Genomic DNA, 19,880 nt, shown 5'->3' on the forward strand with positions numbered 1-19,880 from the left:
TAGGATCTCTATCCTAGAACCTCTCGATCGACGCTGGGGTTCACTTTATAGGTTTGTCCGATCGGAATCTCAATTTGAAACTCTGTCCCTTCCCCAGGTTGAGATAGACATTTCATCTGTCCACCATGCTTATCCACAACAATTTGATAGCTAATCGATAACCCCAGTCCGGTGCCTTGACCGACTGGTTTTGTCGTAAAGAACGGGTCAAACAGTTGCGATTTGACACTTGCGCTCATCCCCAACCCATTATCTTTAATCCGGATTATCACCCAATTCTTGTCTAAAAGTTGGGTAGAAATCGTTAAAGTGCTAGGTTTATTTTTAATTTCTTCTAAACTTCGCACTTTATCTTGCTCCTGCAAAGCATCAATCGCATTATTCAAGATATTCATAAATACCTGATTCATCTGTCCGGCATAACATTCCACCGACGGCAAGTTGCCATATTGCTTGATGACCTGAATAGCCGGACACTCCGGTTTATGCTTGAGACGATTGTGCAAAATCACTAGGGTACTATCGATTCCCTCATGAATATTGACAGGTTTCATGTCGGCTTCATCCAACCGAGAGAAGTTACGCAAAGTCAGAACAATCTCCCGAATCCGGTTTGCCCCTACTTTCATCGAAGACAAAGTTTTGGGCAAATCTTCAATTAAAAAATCAAGATCGATCTCTTGAATCAGGTCTTGAATTTTCGGGTCAGTGTAGGAATAACCTTGCTGGTAAAAGTTGGCTAAACTGAGGAGATCCTGAGTGTAGTTATCCACATGGGTAAGGTTGCCGTAGATGAAGTTGACGGGGTTATTAATCTCATGGGCAACACCCGCAACGAGTTGACCGAGGCTAGACATTTTCTCAGTTTGAATCAATTGAGCTTGGGTGTGGCGTAGGTCTCGCAGAGTTTTTTCTAAAGCGATCGCTTGCTTTCTAGCAGTCTCTTCCGATTGCTGCAATGTTTCTTCTGACTGCTTGCGCTCGGTGATGTCGCGTAGGATGACAATATATTCTTGAAGTTGGCGATTTGATCGGTGGGAGAGCGTCACCTCAATCATGCGTAAGCTGGTTTCATCCTGCCATGTCTGTTCGCTGCGACTTTGCCAAATCTCAGGCGACCCAGCTAACCCAGAGAGGAAATGGTTCAGGCGACGCCCAATCAGCTGATGAACGTCTATCTCAAAAAGGGCAACAGCGGCTGGGTTGGCTTGACGAATCGCGCCGCTATCATCCAGTACGAGAATGGTATCCGGAACCGTGTCCAGGGCAGCGATAAAAAGATTTTCCGCGTGTTCCCGTGCTTCGGCGATCGCCGCAACTTGGGGCAAGCTAGTCCAGCAGGCAACAGCGATCGCCACAAAGGCGATAGTCATCAGCAAAATGACTAAAAGATTGTTGCTGGCATTCCGAGAAATCTGCCCAATCCCGTCCCGAAGCACCCAGGCGATCGCGGTCGCACTACAAACCAATAGAATCAGGACGATCACCTGAAAGGCAACAAAATCTTTGACCTGAAAGCTTTTCACCCGGTAACGCTCAATCCACCAGGCTGGGGAGAAAGGCATAAATGCGATCCGACGGATAGCCGCATCACAAGCCAAAACAGCGATCGGAGACAGCAGCCCGACCAGCATATCTTGCCAGCTCCAAGTTAAACCCCCCACCACCAGAACAACCGCCTCGACGACTAAGAAGCCCAGCGACCACCAAGGCCAGCGCACTTCGGGTTTGCCTCGCTGCAACCACAATCCCAGATGAACTGACATCATGGCGATCAGATAGCTAGTACCCGTTACCACCACAATCCGAGAAATATCTCCCCAAAGCAGATAGATCAAGCTGGTGCAAAGGGAAAATATCAGGGCAGGTTGCAGAACGCCTTGTCGGGAGACGATAGCGAAGACGGGGGAAAGGTGCCCATCTAGGGCAAGCTGGTACAGAATGCGGGGAGCATTAGAAACCGCAGTCGCGCAAGCCAGAAGACAGCTGGAGGCGATCAGGAGGGTCACGATTAAGGAAGCTGACTCGCCCCAGAATGGCTTTGTCGCTGCGAAAAAGTTCAAGAACGTGTCTTCGCCCAAGTCTGGTACAGTTGCCAAGCGCATGAGTACCCAAGAACCGCCCAGCATAACCGGCGGAATTAGCCAAGCTGACAAGTTGAGAAATCGCAGCGTTTCTCCAGGGCGTCGGCTGTCGGCGACAAACGCGGAGGCTATCTCGCAGGCGTAGGCAATGTAGATAGCGAAAAAAGACCACTTTGCCCAATCCACAAAGTTTAAGGTTGACCAGCTGCTAGGAAAAAATCCGGGACTCGCGGGCGAGAAGGCTAACCATCCTAGACCTTGAAGACAAAACACCAATAAGAATCCGACTGCTGGAAGAATGAAAAACGTGTGCAAGATTGCTAAAGCTCTCGTGCCGCTGAGCGCGACAATATAAGCAATCAGCGTGAATCCAACTTTCAGAGCCGTTTCCGGACAATCAATCCCTAAAGGTTCTAGATTAGTCTTGATGAGATTTGTGAGGATAATCGGGTTGATTGGCAGATATCCTGCCCAGCCGACGAAGTAGGCGATCGCTGCATAACGAGCTAGACCGGGATAGTTTTTGAGTAACTTAGTCGTGTAATTTGGAGTTCCTCCCGATATTTCAGGCCAGTGTTCCCCTAAGCGTTTCACTTGCAGGTTCAGCAGCATCCCCACAATCGCTGCGGGCAACCACACAAAGATGGCAGATGAGCCTAATGCTGCATGAATTAGCGGGGCTGTGCCAATCCAGCCTAGATGACCTGTGAACCCGAAACCCCAAGTTTCTAAGGCACTCAGGCTGCGCGGCAGGTGCATAAATGAACGCTGATTTAGCCGCAGATTATGATTTTCAACGATAAGATTTTGAGTAATTCGGTTTTCAGCCATATTCTGTCGATCTCAGCTCGATTGTGCCGCGAGTGCTGCCATCATGGTTCTATATAAGTAAAGTTGCAATATCACTATCTATCTATCTGCTCGGTACTCGCTACCGCTATTTGTCTTAATCTTGCTGCTTGCTATCATGTTACTTGGTGCATTGCATAATTTAGCAGGTTTTGCAAGGAGCAGCAGTAATTTGATTGACTTAATGTTGATTGCCCTTTGATAAGTGGTTTCAGATTGTCCAAGTTTCCAGGGGACTAAGAATTGGCTAGAGGCGCGTGGGCGATCGCTATTTAGCTGCTGCCATGCAAGACTTGAATCAAGCATTCGATAAACTATGAAGTGCTAGCAGCGAGTCTTGTCCAGGCTACGCTGGAACTCAATCAAAGCCGATGCTTCTTGATATTTCCACTCTGCCTTTGGCATTTGAATTTACCTCTCCAGGCCCAATCCTCATTGAGCTGGGACCGTTTACCATTCGCTGGTACGGTCTGTTAATTGCCTCAGCCGTATTAATTGGCGTCAGCCTTTCCCGATATCTGGCTGACCGCCGTCACATCAACCCAGATATACCGGGCGACTTGGCACTCTGGCTAGTTGTAGCGGCGATTCCCAGTGCCCGACTCTACTATGTTTTGTTTCAGTGGCAAGAATACGCCCAAAGACCGGGTGACATCATTGCCATCTGGAAAGGGGGCATTGCTATTCATGGGGCGCTTATCGGCGGCACTTTAGCAGCTTTGATTTTTGCCCGAATCCAGAAAATCTCTTTCTGGCAACTTGCTGACTTAGTCGCACCCTCTGTCATTTTGGGTCAAGCCATCGGGCGTTGGGGCAATTTCTTCAATTCTGAAGCCTTCGGGGCACCCACGAATTTGCCTTGGAAACTGTTGATTCCGGTCGAGAATCGTCCGCCCGATTACAGAAATTTTGCCTACTTCCATCCCACCTTTCTCTATGAATCTCTTTGGGATTTAATGGTGTTTGGGTTGCTGATGACCTTGTTTTTTCGGGATTTGAAGAGATCGCGCCTCAAGGCAGGCACGCTGTTTCTGGTTTACCTAGTGGCTTATAGCGCCGGTCGCGTTTGGATTGAGGGGTTACGCACCGATAGCTTAATGCTGGGGTCGTTGCGAATGGCACAGGCGGTCAGTTTGCTGGGAATGACGCTGGGATTGGCGGGTCTGGCTTGGCTTTATTTGTTCCGTCGCTCTCTGCCGGATGTTGTCTCAGCCCATAGTAATCAGAATGCTCCTAGCGAGAATGCACAACGATGAATCATACAATTTCACTGGTGCCAGATTCCACATCAGATTCCCCCAACCCTCTTTCTAATGGGGCTTCAAGAATTGAAGTGTAGCGCCAATCAAGTGAATTAGTAGAACTTAGGTGTCAGCAGAAATTATTCCCAAAAAAAATGCTCTAGAGTCAAACTCTAGAGCAAAACCAGGGTGCATCTACCATTCCTTAATTACCGGGAAAGTGGAGCGAATCCGGAAAGTATCCGTAATCAATTCAATTTTTTTGACTCGGTAGGCGCAGGGATCTACCGCTGTACGGGAATCACAAGCAATATGCAATCCTTGCAGAACGATCAACAAATGACTCAGGACTCGCCGCACATCACCACGTCTCAAATCGCAACCACAGGAGGATTGAACCCGAAAAAACGCTATATGTATAAGCTTTGCGTAAGTCCTGTGACTGATAAGTTACACACCCTATAAGAGGTTTGTCTGAGTTGGAGACTAAATTTATTGGCGAACAATCACTGCCTGCCCTAGCACCAGCAGTTTACATTGTCGGTGCAGGGCCGGGAGATCCAGATTTATTGACAGTTAAGGCGCAGAAACTACTGGCTGTTGCGGATGTAATCTTATTTGCCGATTCTCTAGTGCCAGTGCAAATTTTGCAGGGAGTGCGTGCGGATGCGGAGATTATTCGCACTGGGAATAAAACCCTCGAAGAAATTCTGCCAGTGATGATTGAACGAGTGCGATCGCATAAATCTGTGATCCGCCTCCACTCTGGCGATCCCAGTCTCTACGGTGCCATCTTTGAGCAAATGCAAGCCTTGGCAGAGGCTGACATTCCCTTTGAAATCGTTCCCGGTATCAGCGCCTTCCAAGCCGCCGCCGCCAAGCTCAAAGTTGAGCTAACAGTGCCAGGACTGGTGCAGACGATTATCCTCACCCGCATTAGCGGACGCGCCTCAGCCGTGCCGGAACGCGAAGAATTAGCCTCCTTAGCGGCGCATCAGGCAAGTTTATGCCTTTACTTGGCGGCGCGTCACGTCGAAGACGCGCAAGCGAAACTGATGCAGCACTACCCCGCCGATACACCCGTGGCGATTTGTTTTCGAGTCGGTTGGCCTGATGAGAAAATCTTCTTGGTTCCCTTGCATCAAATGGCAGCCGTGACGCAGCAGGAAAATTTAATTCGGACGACGCTTTATGTGATTAGCCCCGCGTTGGGAACTGTGGAAAATACTTTCGCGAAACGTCGTTCGCGTCTGTACGATCCCGAACATACTCATCTGTTTCGCCAAAAATCAGCGAACTCCCCCAACTCCACCTTACAAGGGTAGGTTTTGAATATTCAGGACTCGCCGCAACATCACCACATCTATGAGGGCAACCACAGGGGGATTGAACCCGAAAAAACGCTATATGTATAAGCTTTGCGTAAGTCCTGATATTTGATGATCTTCTGGGTTTTCAGAACTAGGATCGGAAACACTATCGGGACTTACGCAGAGATCCCCCTTGCATCCCCCTTTTTAAGGGGGATGCAAGGGGGATCTAGGTTTCAAGGTTTCAGTGCGTAAGTCCTGCCCTAAAAACGAGAAACCTGGTCGCACAATTGAGAATATGGCGAATAAGTCTCTGAAAGCGTCAAAAACCTACACCTGTGGGGGAGAAGTTTGCGGGTGCAAAATGTAAGGTGATAAAAGTCTTATTGGTAACAGCACCCAATGCAGATGAAGCGTTAATAACCAGATAACAATCAGCCAATTTTGTAAACTATGCTTTCGCAAATCGTGCGCCCAATGGTTCGCACTCAAATCCGGTTACTCGCTAGCTGTCAGGCAACTCGTTCCACACTGATTGGGACGATTGCCCAGTGGCTGGGCTTTCTGGGTGTGCGTGCCCAAGTCACTCACCTGAACGCCGGTTCAGACCAAAAAATTAGCATTTCTCTGACGGTAGACCAACCCGAAGGGTGCGACGAACAAGACTGGCAGCAAATTGTCCGCAACCTTAACCAAGAAACTGTTGATGCAAACCCATCTGAGCATTCCCAGCCTCAGCTAACGCCCCAGCAACAGAGTAAGCTACAGCGGTTGCTGGCTTATTTGATTCAGGCGGCGGAACCGGAAGTCAGGATCGGCTGGGAGGTTTGGTCTCGTCAGCTTCAGGCACTAGGTTTAGAAGAATCAATGCTGCTAGGTGTCAAATCGGCACTGAAAGTACCCCAGTCGCTTGAGCAATTGATGGAAGGACTCGATCCAGACATCGCGGCGATCGCACTTCCCAAAGCCGTCAGTATTGCCTTGCTCGATCGCCGAGTCAATGCCTCGGAAGACAAAGCTTTGACAGCCCTTTTGCAGCTAATGAAGCCAAATAGCGAGGTTTAGTTTTATTCACCCTCGATCAACAAGACAATTTTACCTGTAATCGATCCGGCTTCCAATAGTTGGTGGGCAGCGGCGGCGGCTTCTAGGGGGAAAGTTTTGGCGAGGTGAATTTTGAGAGAACCTTGATGTATCCAGGTTGCACACTGTTCTAAAATTTCTGCGTGATGCTGTTGAGCTTCCAGAAGTCCTTGCAATGCAGGCGTTAGCATCAATTCAAAGCTAATGCGGAGATTGCGCGATCGCGCCACCTTCCAATTATAGTAAGCGGGGTCTGGCTCCAGAATCGTCACCAGATCGCCATAAACTCGCACGGCGGGGAAAGTTTTATAGAAAGTTTCCCCGCCCACCGTATCAAAGGCTAAGTCTACTCCCTCTCCTCCAGTCCAATCCAGAGCCGCCTGTACAAAGTCAGTTTCCTGATAAAAAATTACCTCATCGGCACCTAATTCGCGGACAAAATCAGCCTTTTCCTGAGAACTAACGGTGGTACAAACTTCCGCACCTTTCAGCTTAGCTAGTTGAATGGCGACGTGACCGACACCGCCAGCACCCGCGTGAATCAGCACCCGTTCCTTGGGTTCTAGCCGCCCCCGTTCAAATAACGCTTCCCAAGCGGTAATCAGAACCAGAGGGGCAGCGGCGGCTTCTGCAAAGCTCACACAGGTGGGTTTCTTGGCGACAAATCGCTCATCTACAACCGCCATTTGAGCATAATTTCCCAGCTTTGCCCCCAGTCCACCCGCACAGAAATACACCTCGTCGCCAACCTTAAACCGCTGTACGTCAGCACCGACGGCTTCCACGATCCCCGCACCATCACAGCCTAAAATAGCGGGCATTTGGTCTGGGTAAAAGGTGCCCCGCCGCCGCAATTTAGTGTCAATCGGGTTAATTCCCGCCGCCCGAAGACGGACTAGGATTTCTGTGTCTTGTTCAATCGTCGGGTTTGGGACTTCCTGAAGTTGCAAGACTTCCGGTGCGCCAGATGCTGTCATCAAAACTGCTTTCATCAGGTCGTTCTTGTTGCTAAGCCAAGGGTCTTTTATTCAGAACTTTACCGCAAGTATGGATGACTCGCGTCGCTAAGGCGATCGCATCTTTTGCCGGAAATTTTGCATCATAGGTAAAGTAGCCTTTTGCAACATTTCTTTGCAAAAGGTTGCCGCCAGTCAGGTCAAAGCATGGAGGGAGCGCGGTGATGAACGAAGCCCCAAAAGATATAGAAGTTGATGAATTAGATGAAACGTGGGACGGTGATGAAGAATCTTTCGCTCCCAGCCGTCGCCGGAGCGATCGCAAAAAAAGAGGTCTGTCTGGTTGGAAGGGTGTGGCGCTTGGCTTAGGGCTAGGCATCGCCCTCACCGCAGGCGGAATGAAACTGCTTTCACCCAAGACCGAGAAGAAGCCAGATGCCACACAACAGGCAGCGCCGCCCAGCCAAAGTGTCACCGCATCTGTAGCGCAATCCGCCGTGGTTGCCCGCACGCTGACAACCAGCGGCACAGTAGAAGCCCGCGAACTCATCCCCGTTTTGTCCCAGACAACCAGCTTACAAATCCAGAAAATATTGGTGGATGAGGGACAAACTGTGGAAGCCGGACAAGTGATGGCAGTTCTCGATAATTCCGTACTACAAGCGCAACTCGATCGGGGGAAGGCACAGCTAGAATCGAGCCAAGCCGCTGTCAGGCAAAGACAAGCAGCCTTCGCGCAAAGCCGTGCCACCCTGGCAGAAGCCCAACGGAATCTTCAGCGTTATCAGCAACTTGCTCAGGCAGGGGCGATTAGTCGTCAAGAGCTAGATGCTCGCGCCACCACTGCCGCAACCGCTAGAGAAGAGGTTCGCCTTGCCCAAGCGAATATCAATAGTGCCCAAGCCGAGGTCAGGAGCAGTGCGGCAAATGTGCAACAACTGCAAACTCAGCTAGGGCAAACGCAGGTTCGCGCTCCAGCAAGTGGCATTGTTACCAGACCACAAGTAAATGATGAAATCCAGGACATTGCCCGAATTGGGGATGTCACTTCTGGCAGTAAACCGCTCTTTTCCATCATCCGCAACGGACAACTGGAACTGGAGGCAAAACTTCCCGCCATCCAACTGCCGCAAGTAAAGATTGGGGCACCAGCAACAATTACCTCGGATAACGATAGCCGCGTTCGCTTGCAGGGGCGAGTCAGAGAAATCGCGCCCCTAGTGAACGCACAAAGGCGTGAAGCAACCGTAACGATTGACCTGCCACAGCCTTCGCTGCTGCGACCGGGAATGTTTGCTCGTGCCGCAATTACTACCACAACGACGACCGGGGTAACGGTGCCTGCCAAGGCGGTACTCCCTCAGCCGGATGGGAGTGCAATTGTATTCCTGCTATCGGGTGAAGACACGGTTCAAGCGAGGAAGGTAGAACTAGGAGAAGTGGAGAGCGGTGATAGAAGGGAGATTAAGAGCGGTTTACAACCAGGCGATCGCGTCGTCGTTGCAGGTGCCGGATATCTCAAAGAAGGCGACAAAGTTCGAGTCGTCAACGATCAGTAGCTAATGGCTAATCGCTAAGAGTAATCAGACTTTCAATTAGCAATTAGCAATCCTTCAATCTTTCAATTCGCCTTTTATGAACATTTCCGCTTGGTCAATTCGCAAACCCGTCCCCACCCTGGTCTTATTTTTGTTTTTGACAGTGGTAGGTTGGTTTTCCTTTACAGGTTTGGGCATTGATATCAACCCAAATATCGATCTGCCAACGGTTTCCATCACCGTCACCCAGGCGGGGGCGGGACCAGCGGAACTGGAATCCCAGGTGACGAAACCGATTGAAGATGCTGTAGCGGGTCTGGGAAATATAGACCAATTAACTTCAACAGTTAACGACGGCGTCTCTACCACCGTCGTTAATTTTGTATTGGGGACAGATAGCGATCGCGCGACGAATGATGTCCGCAATGCCGTTGCCCAAATTCGCCAAAGTTTACCCGCAGACATCAACGAACCGATCGTGCAACGGCTGGAGTTCTCCGGTGGTCCGATTATGAACTACGCCGTGATTTCCAAGCAAAAATCGGTTGAAGAATTAAGTAATCTGGTTGACGAAACGATTAGCCGCGCCCTGCTGTCGGTGCAGGGAGTCGCTCAAATCAAGCGGGTTGGCGGTGTTGACCGCGAAATTCGCGTCGATCTCGATCCAGATCGTCTGAAAGCTCTGGGAATTACAGCGACTCAAGTCAACGACCAAATTCGCGCCCTCAATGTCAATTTACCGGGCGGACGCGCGGAGTTAGGAGGGAGCGAACAAAGCATTCGCACCTTAGGCAGTGCGCCGAATGTCCAGGCGTTGCAAAACTATGAAATTATCCTTCCAAACGGGGGTTCAGTGCCCTTGTCCGCCCTGGGAGAGATCCGCGATGCTTCTGCCGACCCCCGGCAGGCGGCACTACTGAATAATCAACCCGTCGTGTCTTTTTCCGTCTTGCGTAGCACTGGCAGCACTCTGGTGACGGTGGAAGAAGAGGTACGCCAGAAAGTAGAAGAACTGCAAAAAACCCTAGGGACGGATGTCAAGCTGCAACTTATCTTCACTCGCGCTGACTTTATCCGCGAATCCTACGATGGCACGATTGATGACTTGATCCAAGCGTCTGTGCTGGCAGTGCTGACGATTCTGATCTTTTTGCGAAACTGGCGTGCCACGTTAATTACTGCCGTGGCGCTGCCGTTGTCCATGCTGCCCACTTTTGCGGTGCAGTATTTGCTGGGCTACACCCTCAACAACATGACTTTGCTGGCATTGGCGCTGGCGGTGGGGAACTTGGTGGATGATGCCGTTGTAGAAATTGAGAATATGGATCGCCACATGGATATGGGCAAAACGCCCTTCCAAGCGGCTTTGGATTCTTCTGCGGAAGTGGGTTTGGCAGTGCTGGCTAGCGCGGCGACGATTATCGCGGTGTTTTTGCCAGTTGCCTTTATGGGTGGGATTCCGGGGCAGTTTTTCCAGCCGTTTGGGGTGACAGTAGCGGTCTCGACGATCTTCTCTACGCTGGTGGCGCGGACTATCACCCCGATGATGGGCGCTTATTTGCTCAAACCGAAGAAAACCTCACCCCCCAATCAGCTACCCGTCAATGGGAACGGCGGGAAAAATCGATTTCAACCGTATCGCTGGGTGCTGAAATGGGCTTTGAGGCATCGCCTGACAACGATGGCGATCGCTCTGGCATTTTTCCTGGGCAGTCTGGCGCTAATACCATTTATTCCCAAGGGATTATTTGATAACGGTGACATTGGTTTCTCGGAAGTTGCCGTGCAACTCCCTCCCGGTTCAACGCTGGAAGATACCAAAAAAGTTGTACAGCAGACAACTCGGTTAATTCAGCAAAGCCCAGCCGTTGAGAGTGTCTTGGCAACGACAGAAGTGAATACTGCCAATCTTTTTGTCAACCTGAAACCGAAGGAAAAACGGGAGAATCTCCCTCAGAAGGAGTTTGAGAAACAAATGCGCCAAGTGTTCTCCCAAGTGCCGGGGGCGCGGATTAGTTTCCAAAGCCAGGGAGCCGGAGGAGCGGGCAAGGATTTATCAATTGTCCTCAAAAGTGAAAACCCCGAAGCTTTGAACTTGGCAGCGGATGCTCTGGAAAAGCAGATGAGAAGCGTACCGGGTTTAGTAGAAGCAACATCTACTGCCAGTTTGGTGAAACCAGAAATTCTGATTATTCCCGATGCGGCACGAGCGGCGGATTTGGGAGTGACAGTGCAAGCGATCGCTCGTACCGCCTCCCTTGCCACCATCGGCGACAATGAAGCGAATCTGGCTAAGTTTAACCTCCCCGATCGGCAAATTCCGATTCGAGTCCAGATAAATCCCGATGCGCGGCAGGATATCGACACTCTCAAAAATCTTCAGGTGCCCGGTCAAAACGGGAATCTTGTCCCGTTAGTGTCGGTGGCAGATATCCGCTTTGGCAGCGGTCCGGCGCAAATCGATCGGTTTAATCGCGCTCGTCAGGTGTCGGTACAAGCAAACTTGCAAGGCGTTGCTCTGGGAGATGCGGTGCAAGCCGTGCAGCAGCTACCTGCCCTCAAAAATCTGCCCCCCGGAGTCGCGCAAGAATCGGCTGGGGATGCCGAGATTATGCAGGAGATTTTCGGTCGCTTTGGTTCGGCAATCGGACTGGCAATTATGTGTATCTATGCCATCCTGGTGCTGCTGTACAACAATTTCCTCCATCCCCTAACAATTATGGTGGCGTTGCCTCTTTCTTTAGGCGGCGCACTGTTGGGCTTAATGATTGCCCAAAAAGCGTTAGGGCTGTATGCGCTAATTGGGATTGTGTTGCTGATGGGGATTGTGACAAAAAACTCCATCCTGCTGGTGGACTATGCCTTGATTAACCAGGAGGAAGGCAAGTCACAATATCAGGCGCTAATCGCCGCTGGGATGGATCGTCTGCGACCAATTTTAATGACTTCTCTGGCTACCATTGCGGGAACCATTCCCCTTGCCTTGGGAATTGGTGCGGGGGCTGAAGTCCGCAGCCCGATGGGAATTGCGCTGATGGGCGGCTTCACAACTTCCACTCTGCTAACGCTGGTGGTGGTGCCGGTGTTATTCACCTACGTGGACAACTTCCAGCGCTGGCTTGTGCAACTGCCGAAGCGCGGATTTGGCAGAAAACGGGGGCACAAAAATGGGGAGGTGCGTAGGACGAAGTCAGAGGCGAAGCGATCGCTTCCCGCCACTCCCAACCCAGAACAAGATAAATTCCCCGTCGGTAAGAAGTAGTTAGAGCGCGTTTCACAACTAAAACCCTGTGGGTATCAACCAATAGGGTTTTAGTTTATAGAAGCGATCGCATTCTTGCCACACCGTACACGCCCATTTTTCAAGCTTGCATAGTTGATAACTTTGATTCTGGTTCCGATTCTTCGTAGTCATCCAGCATAACCAAGATAGATATCTGGATTGACAACCTAGCAGCAGCGGCGGCGGCAACTATTTCTGGAGATAATGAGATCCCGCCCTGTTGTTCCTCTCGAATAGTGCTAATGTACAAATCTACATTGCAATTAGTTCGATCTAGAACTGCCAACGTTGGTGCCATTTTTTCTAAGCAAAGAGCAGCTTGCTGCATCTGGTTGTCTATGTCTTCTCTTGGGCGATCGCTGTCAAAATTAGCAAATTCTAAAGACCAGATATCAACAGGTTGAACTCGCTTTTTTGAAACTTGTTCTCCCCGTCGCAAAACCTTGGTTGGTGTTATACCCATATCTGTCAATTCCTCTAAATCAGGCAGATTACCAGACAATCGTAAAGACATTTTAATTGTACTCACTACAATTTCTTCCTGAAATTAACTATGTTTCTAAGAAATCATCCGCTAAATCGAGTAGTTCATCACCAGTAAAATTGTCAGCACCGCCGCGACCTTCTTGACGTTTAACCTTTTCAATATAATCACCAAACCTTTGTCACTGCTCTTTGTTCATACGCTTTTCTCGTGCCACAGAATCGACCATTTCCTGGTCTTTTCTATTCGCTCCCTTACCTCGTCCAAGTCTTTGTCTTTCACGTTGCCTTTCCTCAAGTTCTTTCTCCCCGTCTTCTAGTTCTTCATCTTCTGGCGGCACTTTATATAATGCTAGGCTAAAAGTACAGCAACAAATTTATAACATAGTAGCGATCGCTTAAACATTTCTAACTTCCAACCCCATCATTTGCCTCTATGACTCTATCAACTCCAAAATCGCGCCATCTAACTTCCGCCATCCCAAAATGGCAACCCGCAACATGGGAAGATTATTTAGCTTACGCTGACGATCTGAACCCAGAAATAGTAGGTTTATTTTTTAATCAGGGATATCTTTTCGTTCAAATGGGTAATGAAGGAATTAACCACGCCGCAGTTAATGAATTATTCACAATGCTGTTTTTTATCTGGTTTAGTCGCATACCAGGGCAAATATTCCATTCTCTAGGCGGTTGCTTAATGGAAAAGCCGAATACGCAAGCAGCATCACCAGATTTAGTTCTTTATATTGGTGAAAATTACCCAATTTGGCGAGAAGGCGAACGACGTTACCTTAATTTGAATCAGTGGCGATTTCCCGATTTAGTGGGTGAAGTCGGTGACACAACTATAGCAACTGATTTGGATGAGAAAAAGCAGCTTTATGCAGCTTTGCAAATTCCTGAGTATTGGGTTATTGATGTTAAAGGCGAAAGAGTGCTGGCATTTCGTTTGCAGGATGATGGCAAATATCAGCAGTGCGAATATTCTGTAGCACTTGAGGGGTTGCCGATTTCTTTATTAGAGCAGACTTTATCACAGCTAAAACAAGGAACAAATGGCAGCGCGGCTATCTGGTTTGCTCAACAGATGGCTAATTTGTAGGAGTTGGGGAGAATGCGATCGCGCGTTGCGCCGACCTGTCGGTTCGCGCTTGTGAGGTGGAATGCGATCGCTCTCTAGCTTTGTGGTTCATTTTATGAAAACTGAGCAGCAAGGATATTTATGGAATCAGTGATATCGGAACATATTGAAATTACTCTCGGCGTATGTGGTGGTAAACCGCGCATTGCCGGACATCGGATTAAAGTGCAGGATGTGGTTATTTGGCACGAACGAATGGGACTGTCCCCTGACGAAATTGTTTCCCAATATCCGGGAATTACCTTGGCAGATGTATACGCTGCCTTGGCATATTATCACGATCATCTGGAAAAAATTCGACAACAAATTCGAGAGGATGAAGCCTTTGCTAAAGAATTACAGGCTCAAACTCCTTCTCTTGTTCAGCAGAAACTAAGGAATCGAAATGTTGGAAACGATTCGGTTCCACATGGATGAAAATGTCAATACTGCCATCGCGGATGGTTTACGACGCCGTGGCATTGATGTGACTACTACCGCAGAAGCAGGACTGATTTCCTCGCCAGATGAGGTACAAATAGAGTTTGCACTTTCCCAAAATAGGGTAATTTTTACGGCTGACGCAGATTTTCTACGGCTTCATCAAGCTGGTGTCGAACACGCTGGCATTACTTACTGTCACCAAGGTAGTCGCTCAATTGGTGACATCTTACGCGGTCTAATTTTAATCTGGGAGTTGCTGGAACCGGAAGATATGCGCGATCGCGTTGAATTCCTTTGAATCAGGCGATCGCGCTGTTGTGCAGTGGAAAGCGATCGCATCATCTTCAACTCTCTTACTCTAAAGGAAAACTAGGTATAAATTTATCAATTTCATTCATAATTTGCATTGTCTCTTTGAGAGCAACTACCACTCGCTGATAGTGCAAATCATCAAAGGATAAATTACGCTTGGCTTTTTTGCGGTCTTTGAGCCATTGATTTCTGGTAGTAAGTCTCGGTTTTGCGGTGAAAATAAATAAAATGGCGAATGCAGAAATACTTCTGTCTAGTCAACTGTATAAACGTCGTTCTCTAGCAAAAACTTGTACTTATCTTGACGCTTACCGTAAATATCAAAGTGATATATTTTAGCCATTACATTACCTCAAACAGAGAACGCGGTAATCCAGACTGGCGGATAATTGACTGTAAAGTTCCAATGCGTAACTCTGCATAATTTGGAACAACAGCAGTAATCGTGGTTTCATCTGTTTGCCGTTGCATGATAATATGACTACCGCTTTGCCGCACTTCCACAAAGCCATTTTGCTCTAAAATTTGGCAAACCTCTCGCGCTGATAAAACTCGTAACTTACCCAACAGACACCTCTACCCTGGTAACAAAAACTTCCGTCTGCAAGCGGTTTTGTACCTCTAGAGGGTCGGCAACTTCAAAGAATAGTTCTAATGCTTCAATTAGGTTACTTTTTGCTTGCTCGACTGTATCACCTTGACTGGCAATATCTAATTCTGGACAAAGCGATACATATCCATCCCCTTCTCGTTCGATGATGGCAGTAAATTGTTGATTTTTTTTCATATTTACTTTTCTTTGGGATACTTTACCATTATACAAACAGCTACGCCTTGTTGAATATCAAAAACATTTTCATCTTTTGAGCCATCAGGAGAAGATTCTTTTTTCTTACTGTTACCATGCAAATCCATAATGTAGATTTCGTCAAAGGTTTTCTCTAGGCTTTGGCGCATTCCTCTAAACGTTGGGTTATCTATATAACCAACCAACAACTCTCGCCGCCTTACGGTAAAGTCTGGAATACCTGCTTTATTACCTTTCTCCTCAATCGCCACATCTATCGCCGCACCAGGGTTATCCAATAAGTTCTTGATAGCTGGGTAATGGGTGCGTTCGCTTCCACGCTGAAGATTGCTCTGGATTCACTGAATGTAGGTGTCAAAACGCATTAATAAATTTGACCTCGCTTTTTGTAGCTTTAGCTATGTAGCAATTCTAGGGACGCGATCGCATCCTCTCCCCAAAAACGCTTGCCCGACAGGTCGGCGCAACGCGCGAACTGACAAGTCAGCGCTTCGCTATCGCATCCCCACACACCCAAAAACGCAGCAGTTTGAGCTATTCTGGTCAACAGCAGCAAGAAGAGATAATCCACAATGCAGCCAGCTTTGCACATCAGCACCCAAGTCTTACCAGGTAACAAAATCGAAATCTCAGCTCCAGAATTGCCAGTGGGTGATGCTGTAGAAGTGTTCGTCATTTTATCAGAAACCTCCACCCCTAGTCGCCGCTCTGCAATTGACTTACTTGATGAATTGCAGGGAACGAGACTCCTCAAAACTCCAGAAGAAGCAGATCAGTATATTGAGGAGGAACGCAATGCGTGGCAAGCCTGACGTTTCCATCATCTAGCCTAGTTTATGTAGACACTCAGATTTTTATCTACAGTGTTGAAAAGCATCCGATTTATTGGTCTATATTGCGCCCAATGTGGTTGCAGTCTCAAGCTAGCGACATCGAAATTGTTAGCAGTGAACTAGCATTACTGGAAACTTTGGTCGCCCCTATAAAAAATGTTGACTCCCTTCTAATTAATGCTTATGAAACCTTGCTTTCGTCTACAGAAGTTCGACTGATTCCGATAACAAAAGCTATTCTGAGGAATGCTGCACAATTACGAGCTAATACAAATCTGAGAACGCCAGATGCTCTTCATGCTGCCACTGCTCTTGCTACAAGTTGCAGCTTTTTTCTCACAAATGACAGTGGTTTTCGTCGCGTTGCTGGTCTATCTATAGTTATACTTAACGACGTTGCAGCGACTTGATTTAACTAGATCGATTGAGTATGTCTAGCGATCGCATCCTTCTCCCCAAAAACGCTTGCCCGACAGGTCGGCGCAACGCGCGATCGCACTCTTACACCAAACGCGATCGCATCCCCACAAAAACGCTTGCCCGACAGGTCGGCGCAACGCGCGATCGCATCCTTCTCCCCAAAAGCGCGATCGCTACTGTAGTTGTGGTGAACCGAAGTAATCGGGCAGTTCTTCCAAAGTCCATTTCAGCAGCCGACAAAGTGCTTTCAAATCGCGGGGAGTAAGCTTTGGTTCATAAAGCCCTGTCTCCCAATTACTAACTGTCTGGACAGTCTTACCCAAAGCTAGTGCAACGTCTCTCTGCGTTAAGCCTAATTCTTCTCTTCGCCGCTTCAGAGGAGACTCCCGATCGTATTCTTGCTGTTGTTGGTCTTTGGTCATGTAGTATAAAAGTTCTTATATAAAGATGCTTGACAACTGAATCCTAAGAGTGCTTATATAAGATAGATACAGCAGCGGGCAAAGTGACTGAAAAGCCACCATCTGGCTCAGTCGCCTTCAGAGGTTCACAAGATGCCTGCCCTTTCCTTAGTTTCTTACATAACTGCCAATCTACCAAGCAGAGGTGGGCGATCGCGCCTCAGTGCGATCGCAATGAGCCAAACTCATCTGGTAGTTCTTCTAGCGTCCATTTCAGTAGACGACAAAGCGCTTTTATTTCACGGGGGGTGAGCTTTGGTTCATACATACCTGTCTCCCAGTTGCTAATTGTTTGGTCAGTCTTACCCAAAGCCAGTGCAATGTCTCTTTGAGTTAAGCCTAATTCCTCTCTCCGCTGCCTTAAAGGAGACTCTCGCTCTTGCTGTCGTTCTTCTGTCATGCTTTCCAAACAAGCTTATCCAAGCAGACTTGACAAATCAATTACAAGCGTGTTTGGATAAGTAAGAGACTATAAATGAGCAGGTAACTTGAAAAGCTACCATCTAGCTAAATTGCCGTCCGACTTTCTTTGATGCCTGCCCTAACTTTAGTTTCTTACATAACTGTCACGCGATCGCGCGATCGCTATCTTTGCCTGGGGTGGTTAGCCACACCCTCGTAAATATCCATTCAAAACCCATAACTAAGTAACTCACAGCTATGACTGGGAGAATCTTATGACGTATTACGCCAAACTTCATCCTTGGTGCATCATCCGTTCGCTTCCCGATATGCGATCGCGCGTTGCGCCGACCTGTCGGGCAAGCGCCTCACTACGATTCCGGCTTACCGAAGTCGTCGGGTAACTCATCCACAGTCACTTGCAGCACTTTGAGCAACGTTTTGAACTGGCGAATAGTCAGCTTTGGTTCTGCTCTGCCTACCTCCCAATTGCTGACCGTTTGCACTGTTACTCCTAGCGCATCTGCAATTTGCTTTTGAGTTAGATCGCGGCTTTTCCGTAGCTTTACCAGCGCGGATTCTTGCTTTTGGACTCCTGTCATCTGAATATAAACCAGTTTGCCTAAATCAATTTGTCTAAACTGGCTTGACAACAGACCGTAAATTGATTTAGATTAAGGATAGACAAGCCAATAGGGTAGGCAACCTAAAAAGCTGTCCTTTAAATTAAGTTGCCCTCGTAAATGCCTACCCCTAACTTAGTGTCTCACCATAAAGCCATTTACAAGCACTCAGTAAGGTGTCACGTTCTCTAACACCTTGCTGTGCGCTTCCTTATCCATAACTAAGTAACTCACAGCTATGACTGGGAGAATCTTATGACGTATTACGCCAAACTTCATCCTTGGTGCATCATCCGTTCGCTTCCCGATATGCGATCGCTTATCGTCGCTCGTTTTCGCGGTCGCAATGACGCAGAAGCGCATCTGCGAATTCTGAAAGCGAATACTCCAAATATTCCCTACTCCATCATTTTCGATACCACGCCAGAAACCAGCGACTCAACCGTTAAACCTGGAATGAATTGATTATGACAGCCTTGTTTCGCCGCATTCAACCGCCAAAGACATTTCGCCTCACTGTTGCACTCTTAGCGAAATACCTGAAAATACCAGAATCCTTAATTGTGCGATTCGAGTGTTGGCAAAATGTACTATTTGTACATCGCACAGATCGCGGCGGACAATTTGTAAGTTATCGTCAGATGCGACTCTGGTGGGATGCGATCGCCCTTTTATTTGAAAGTTGCCACACCTCTAACGCACTGCAACAACTGGGACTTCAGATTAAAGAAGAGAGCCACAAATTCTCCGACTACTACCAAGCAATGATTGAAGACCTCCGCCAACTGTGGGTAAAACGCCGAGACTACCTCAGCAGAAGCTTACCAGCAAAAGAAAGCGCCGCATAAAGCGAGTAAAATAGTACCTTTGGGGAAACGCTTGCCCGACAGGTCGGCGCAACGCGCGAACTGACAAGTCAGCGCTTCGCTATCGCATCCTTATATATCATCTTTACCTCAAACAGCAAGAAGGCTCACACCGTAATCTCTGATTCGGTGTCGAGATGAATTGCGAGTGAGTCGAGTTGCGTAGTTTGATTGTATTTGAGCGTAGCGAAAACAGAGAAAACTACAGCGACTTGATGAACAAAATATTTTATTTTTTGGTAACACAACTGTATAAATACACGTTATCATGAATATGTAAACACGGTAAGGACTATAGCATCCTTCAACAGGCTCAGTAACCATCCTTCAACAGGCTCAGTAACCATGTACAGAGCAGCTAAAGTTAGAATTTATCCCACTGATCAGCAAGAATCCTATCTAGCTCAGTGTTTTGGTAATGCTCGTTGGTTGTGGAATTATATGCTTAATGCCACTACTACCGCTTATAAAGAAACAGGTAAGGGTCTTTCTAAAGCTGCGATGGACAAGCTGCTTCCTGGCTTGAAAAAAGAATATGAATGGTTGGGCTTGGCTTATAGTCAAGTGTTGCAGCGAGTAACATTCAACCTTTCAAGTGCGTTTGTCAATTTCTTTGAAGGACGCGCTAAATATCCTAACTTTAAATCAAAGCATGGTTTGCAATCCATTCAATATCCCCAGAACGTCAAATTAAGACCAGAGGATTCTGTGATTAAGTTCCCTGGTAATTTGGGGATTATGAAAACCGTGTTTCACAAGGA

General features: G+C 48.0%; 26 protein-coding genes and 1 pseudogene. 14 read left to right on the top strand and 13 right to left on the bottom strand.

What is annotated here, in order from left to right:
* Positions 1-8: 8 nt before the first annotated feature.
* The gene (locus tag AC2VDX_RS03095) at positions 9-2,915 is read right to left on the bottom strand and encodes an ATP-binding protein (protein WP_378174950.1); all 2,907 of its coding nucleotides are present in this window, start codon (positions 2,913-2,915) and stop codon (positions 9-11) included.
* 389 nt (positions 2,916-3,304) lie between these two features.
* On the opposite strand from AC2VDX_RS03095, the gene lgt reads away from it, so the two are divergent.
* Complete coding sequence (gene lgt / locus AC2VDX_RS03100) at positions 3,305-4,189, top strand: prolipoprotein diacylglyceryl transferase (protein ID WP_378174947.1); 885 nt, start codon at positions 3,305-3,307, stop codon at positions 4,187-4,189.
* 180 nt (positions 4,190-4,369) lie between these two features.
* Here the strand turns inward: lgt and AC2VDX_RS03105 are convergent, their stop codons facing one another.
* Positions 4,370-4,549 carry a hypothetical protein gene (locus AC2VDX_RS03105; RefSeq protein WP_378174944.1) on the bottom strand — a complete coding sequence of 60 codons (180 nt, stop codon included), beginning with the start codon at positions 4,547-4,549 and terminating at the stop codon, positions 4,370-4,372.
* A 104-nt stretch (positions 4,550-4,653) separates the two neighbouring features.
* Between AC2VDX_RS03105 and cobM the strand changes: the two genes are divergently transcribed.
* Both cobM and AC2VDX_RS03115 read left to right on the top strand, forming a co-directional pair.
* On the top strand, positions 4,654-5,499 hold the full coding sequence (gene cobM, locus AC2VDX_RS03110) for a precorrin-4 C(11)-methyltransferase (protein WP_378174941.1): 846 nt from the start codon (positions 4,654-4,656) through the stop codon (positions 5,497-5,499).
* A gap of 438 nt (positions 5,500-5,937) precedes the next feature.
* Positions 5,938-6,549, top strand: coding sequence for a hypothetical protein (locus AC2VDX_RS03115; RefSeq protein ID WP_378174938.1), 612 nt, complete (start codon positions 5,938-5,940; stop codon positions 6,547-6,549).
* Between the two features lie 2 nt (positions 6,550-6,551).
* Here the strand turns inward: AC2VDX_RS03115 and AC2VDX_RS03120 are convergent, their stop codons facing one another.
* Complete coding sequence (locus tag AC2VDX_RS03120; protein WP_378174935.1) at positions 6,552-7,559, bottom strand: zinc-dependent alcohol dehydrogenase family protein; 1,008 nt, start codon at positions 7,557-7,559, stop codon at positions 6,552-6,554.
* A gap of 16 nt (positions 7,560-7,575) precedes the next feature.
* Positions 7,576-7,704: a hypothetical protein gene (locus tag AC2VDX_RS03125; protein WP_378174931.1), complete on the bottom strand. Its 129-nt coding sequence runs from the start codon at positions 7,702-7,704 to the stop codon at positions 7,576-7,578.
* A 43-nt stretch (positions 7,705-7,747) separates the two neighbouring features.
* Here AC2VDX_RS03125 and AC2VDX_RS03130 point away from each other — a divergent pair, with 43 nt between their 5' ends.
* Positions 7,748-9,082 carry an efflux RND transporter periplasmic adaptor subunit gene (locus AC2VDX_RS03130; protein ID WP_378174927.1) on the top strand — a complete coding sequence of 445 codons (1,335 nt, stop codon included), beginning with the start codon at positions 7,748-7,750 and terminating at the stop codon, positions 9,080-9,082.
* Between the two features lie 76 nt (positions 9,083-9,158).
* Positions 9,159-12,323 (top strand): efflux RND transporter permease subunit, encoded by a 3,165-nt coding sequence (locus tag AC2VDX_RS03135; RefSeq protein WP_378174924.1) that lies wholly within the window; start codon positions 9,159-9,161, stop codon positions 12,321-12,323.
* A gap of 100 nt (positions 12,324-12,423) precedes the next feature.
* On the opposite strand, the gene AC2VDX_RS03140 is transcribed toward AC2VDX_RS03135, so the two are convergent.
* Positions 12,424-12,873, bottom strand: a complete 450-nt coding sequence (locus tag AC2VDX_RS03140; protein WP_486928094.1) for a DUF4279 domain-containing protein — start codon at positions 12,871-12,873, stop codon at positions 12,424-12,426.
* A gap of 390 nt (positions 12,874-13,263) precedes the next feature.
* Here AC2VDX_RS03140 and AC2VDX_RS03145 point away from each other — a divergent pair, with 390 nt between their 5' ends.
* From AC2VDX_RS03145 to AC2VDX_RS03155, 3 genes are all read left to right on the top strand, one after another.
* Positions 13,264-13,932: a Uma2 family endonuclease gene (locus AC2VDX_RS03145; RefSeq protein WP_378174918.1), complete on the top strand. Its 669-nt coding sequence runs from the start codon at positions 13,264-13,266 to the stop codon at positions 13,930-13,932.
* 120 nt (positions 13,933-14,052) lie between these two features.
* Positions 14,053-14,388: a DUF433 domain-containing protein gene (locus tag AC2VDX_RS03150; RefSeq protein ID WP_378174915.1), complete on the top strand. Its 336-nt coding sequence runs from the start codon at positions 14,053-14,055 to the stop codon at positions 14,386-14,388.
* Positions 14,357-14,692, top strand: a complete 336-nt coding sequence (locus tag AC2VDX_RS03155; RefSeq protein WP_378174912.1) for a DUF5615 family PIN-like protein — start codon at positions 14,357-14,359, stop codon at positions 14,690-14,692. The genes AC2VDX_RS03150 and AC2VDX_RS03155 overlap by 32 nt, the downstream gene beginning before the upstream one ends.
* A gap of 356 nt (positions 14,693-15,048) precedes the next feature.
* On the opposite strand, the gene AC2VDX_RS03160 is transcribed toward AC2VDX_RS03155, so the two are convergent.
* From AC2VDX_RS03160 to AC2VDX_RS03175, 4 genes and pseudogenes are all read right to left on the bottom strand, one after another.
* Positions 15,049-15,273 carry a type II toxin-antitoxin system HicA family toxin gene (locus AC2VDX_RS03160; RefSeq protein ID WP_190460602.1) on the bottom strand — a complete coding sequence of 75 codons (225 nt, stop codon included), beginning with the start codon at positions 15,271-15,273 and terminating at the stop codon, positions 15,049-15,051.
* Complete coding sequence (locus AC2VDX_RS03165; protein WP_378174908.1) at positions 15,266-15,493, bottom strand: type II toxin-antitoxin system HicB family antitoxin; 228 nt, start codon at positions 15,491-15,493, stop codon at positions 15,266-15,268. Before AC2VDX_RS03165 ends, AC2VDX_RS03160 begins: the two co-directional genes overlap by 8 nt.
* Positions 15,494-15,510: 17 nt before the next feature.
* A pseudogene (locus AC2VDX_RS03170) lies at positions 15,511-15,693 on the bottom strand (hypothetical protein); the annotation flags it as partial.
* Positions 15,694-15,908: 215 nt separating this feature from the next.
* Entirely contained in the window at positions 15,909-16,085 is a 177-nt protein-coding gene (locus tag AC2VDX_RS03175) for a hypothetical protein (protein ID WP_378174905.1), read from the bottom strand.
* Between the two features lies 1 nt (position 16,086).
* Here AC2VDX_RS03175 and AC2VDX_RS03180 point away from each other — a divergent pair, with 1 nt between their 5' ends.
* Positions 16,087-16,326 carry a hypothetical protein gene (locus AC2VDX_RS03180; RefSeq protein ID WP_378174902.1) on the top strand — a complete coding sequence of 80 codons (240 nt, stop codon included), beginning with the start codon at positions 16,087-16,089 and terminating at the stop codon, positions 16,324-16,326.
* Positions 16,314-16,757, top strand: a complete 444-nt coding sequence (locus AC2VDX_RS03185) for a type II toxin-antitoxin system VapC family toxin (RefSeq protein WP_378174899.1) — start codon at positions 16,314-16,316, stop codon at positions 16,755-16,757. The genes AC2VDX_RS03180 and AC2VDX_RS03185 overlap by 13 nt, the downstream gene beginning before the upstream one ends.
* 24 nt (positions 16,758-16,781) lie before the next feature.
* On the opposite strand, the gene AC2VDX_RS03190 is transcribed toward AC2VDX_RS03185, so the two are convergent.
* The 3 genes from AC2VDX_RS03190 to AC2VDX_RS03200 all read right to left on the bottom strand — a co-directional run bounded on the left by AC2VDX_RS03190 (position 16,782) and on the right by AC2VDX_RS03200 (position 17,628).
* The gene (locus tag AC2VDX_RS03190) at positions 16,782-16,904 is read right to left on the bottom strand and encodes a hypothetical protein (RefSeq protein WP_486928095.1); all 123 of its coding nucleotides are present in this window, start codon (positions 16,902-16,904) and stop codon (positions 16,782-16,784) included.
* A 36-nt stretch (positions 16,905-16,940) separates the two neighbouring features.
* Positions 16,941-17,189, bottom strand: a complete 249-nt coding sequence (locus tag AC2VDX_RS03195; protein ID WP_190527704.1) for a helix-turn-helix transcriptional regulator — start codon at positions 17,187-17,189, stop codon at positions 16,941-16,943.
* Positions 17,190-17,388: 199 nt separating this feature from the next.
* On the bottom strand, positions 17,389-17,628 hold the full coding sequence (locus tag AC2VDX_RS03200) for a helix-turn-helix transcriptional regulator (protein ID WP_378174892.1): 240 nt from the start codon (positions 17,626-17,628) through the stop codon (positions 17,389-17,391).
* 277 nt (positions 17,629-17,905) lie between these two features.
* On the opposite strand from AC2VDX_RS03200, the gene AC2VDX_RS03205 reads away from it, so the two are divergent.
* Positions 17,906-18,034 carry a hypothetical protein gene (locus tag AC2VDX_RS03205; protein ID WP_378174890.1) on the top strand — a complete coding sequence of 43 codons (129 nt, stop codon included), beginning with the start codon at positions 17,906-17,908 and terminating at the stop codon, positions 18,032-18,034.
* Here the strand turns inward: AC2VDX_RS03205 and AC2VDX_RS03210 are convergent.
* Complete coding sequence (locus tag AC2VDX_RS03210) at positions 18,002-18,283, bottom strand: helix-turn-helix transcriptional regulator (protein ID WP_486928096.1); 282 nt, start codon at positions 18,281-18,283, stop codon at positions 18,002-18,004. The two genes, AC2VDX_RS03205 and AC2VDX_RS03210, sit on opposite strands and share 33 nt — an antisense overlap.
* Before the next feature lie 225 nt (positions 18,284-18,508).
* Here AC2VDX_RS03210 and AC2VDX_RS03215 point away from each other — a divergent pair, with 225 nt between their 5' ends.
* From AC2VDX_RS03215 to AC2VDX_RS03225, 3 genes are all read left to right on the top strand, one after another.
* Positions 18,509-18,718: a hypothetical protein gene (locus tag AC2VDX_RS03215; protein ID WP_378174884.1), complete on the top strand. Its 210-nt coding sequence runs from the start codon at positions 18,509-18,511 to the stop codon at positions 18,716-18,718.
* A gap of 2 nt (positions 18,719-18,720) precedes the next feature.
* On the top strand, positions 18,721-19,101 hold the full coding sequence (locus AC2VDX_RS03220; protein ID WP_378174881.1) for a hypothetical protein: 381 nt from the start codon (positions 18,721-18,723) through the stop codon (positions 19,099-19,101).
* Between the two features lie 363 nt (positions 19,102-19,464).
* The coding region (locus AC2VDX_RS03225; RefSeq protein ID WP_378174878.1) for an RNA-guided endonuclease InsQ/TnpB family protein at positions 19,465-19,880 on the top strand (416 nt) is incomplete at its 3' end.

Source organism: Coleofasciculus sp. H7-1 (assembly GCF_057473865.1).

What these genes read in the sequence shown, in the direction of transcription:
- AC2VDX_RS03095 (WP_378174950.1), bottom strand. Translation starts at nt 2,915, where the DNA reads ATGGCTGAAAACCGAATTACTCAAAATCTTATCGTTGAAAATCATAAT.
- lgt (WP_378174947.1), top strand. Translation starts at nt 3,305, where the DNA reads ATGCTTCTTGATATTTCCACTCTGCCTTTGGCATTTGAATTTACCTCT.
- AC2VDX_RS03115 (WP_378174938.1), top strand. Translation starts at nt 5,938, where the DNA reads ATGCTTTCGCAAATCGTGCGCCCAATGGTTCGCACTCAAATCCGGTTA.
- AC2VDX_RS03120 (WP_378174935.1), bottom strand. Translation starts at nt 7,559, where the DNA reads ATGAAAGCAGTTTTGATGACAGCATCTGGCGCACCGGAAGTCTTGCAA.
- AC2VDX_RS03130 (WP_378174927.1), top strand. Translation starts at nt 7,748, where the DNA reads ATGAACGAAGCCCCAAAAGATATAGAAGTTGATGAATTAGATGAAACG.
- AC2VDX_RS03135 (WP_378174924.1), top strand. Translation starts at nt 9,159, where the DNA reads ATGAACATTTCCGCTTGGTCAATTCGCAAACCCGTCCCCACCCTGGTC.
- AC2VDX_RS03145 (WP_378174918.1), top strand. Translation starts at nt 13,264, where the DNA reads ATGACTCTATCAACTCCAAAATCGCGCCATCTAACTTCCGCCATCCCA.
- AC2VDX_RS03150 (WP_378174915.1), top strand. Translation starts at nt 14,053, where the DNA reads ATGGAATCAGTGATATCGGAACATATTGAAATTACTCTCGGCGTATGT.
- AC2VDX_RS03155 (WP_378174912.1), top strand. Translation starts at nt 14,357, where the DNA reads ATGTTGGAAACGATTCGGTTCCACATGGATGAAAATGTCAATACTGCC.
- AC2VDX_RS03165 (WP_378174908.1), bottom strand. Translation starts at nt 15,493, where the DNA reads ATGAAAAAAAATCAACAATTTACTGCCATCATCGAACGAGAAGGGGAT.
- AC2VDX_RS03180 (WP_378174902.1), top strand. Translation starts at nt 16,087, where the DNA reads ATGCAGCCAGCTTTGCACATCAGCACCCAAGTCTTACCAGGTAACAAA.
- AC2VDX_RS03195 (WP_190527704.1), bottom strand. Translation starts at nt 17,189, where the DNA reads ATGACCAAAGACCAACAACAGCAAGAATACGATCGGGAGTCTCCTCTG.
- AC2VDX_RS03200 (WP_378174892.1), bottom strand. Translation starts at nt 17,628, where the DNA reads ATGACAGAAGAACGACAGCAAGAGCGAGAGTCTCCTTTAAGGCAGCGG.
- AC2VDX_RS03205 (WP_378174890.1), top strand. Translation starts at nt 17,906, where the DNA reads ATGACGTATTACGCCAAACTTCATCCTTGGTGCATCATCCGTTCGCTT.
- AC2VDX_RS03215 (WP_378174884.1), top strand. Translation starts at nt 18,509, where the DNA reads ATGACGTATTACGCCAAACTTCATCCTTGGTGCATCATCCGTTCGCTT.
- AC2VDX_RS03220 (WP_378174881.1), top strand. Translation starts at nt 18,721, where the DNA reads ATGACAGCCTTGTTTCGCCGCATTCAACCGCCAAAGACATTTCGCCTC.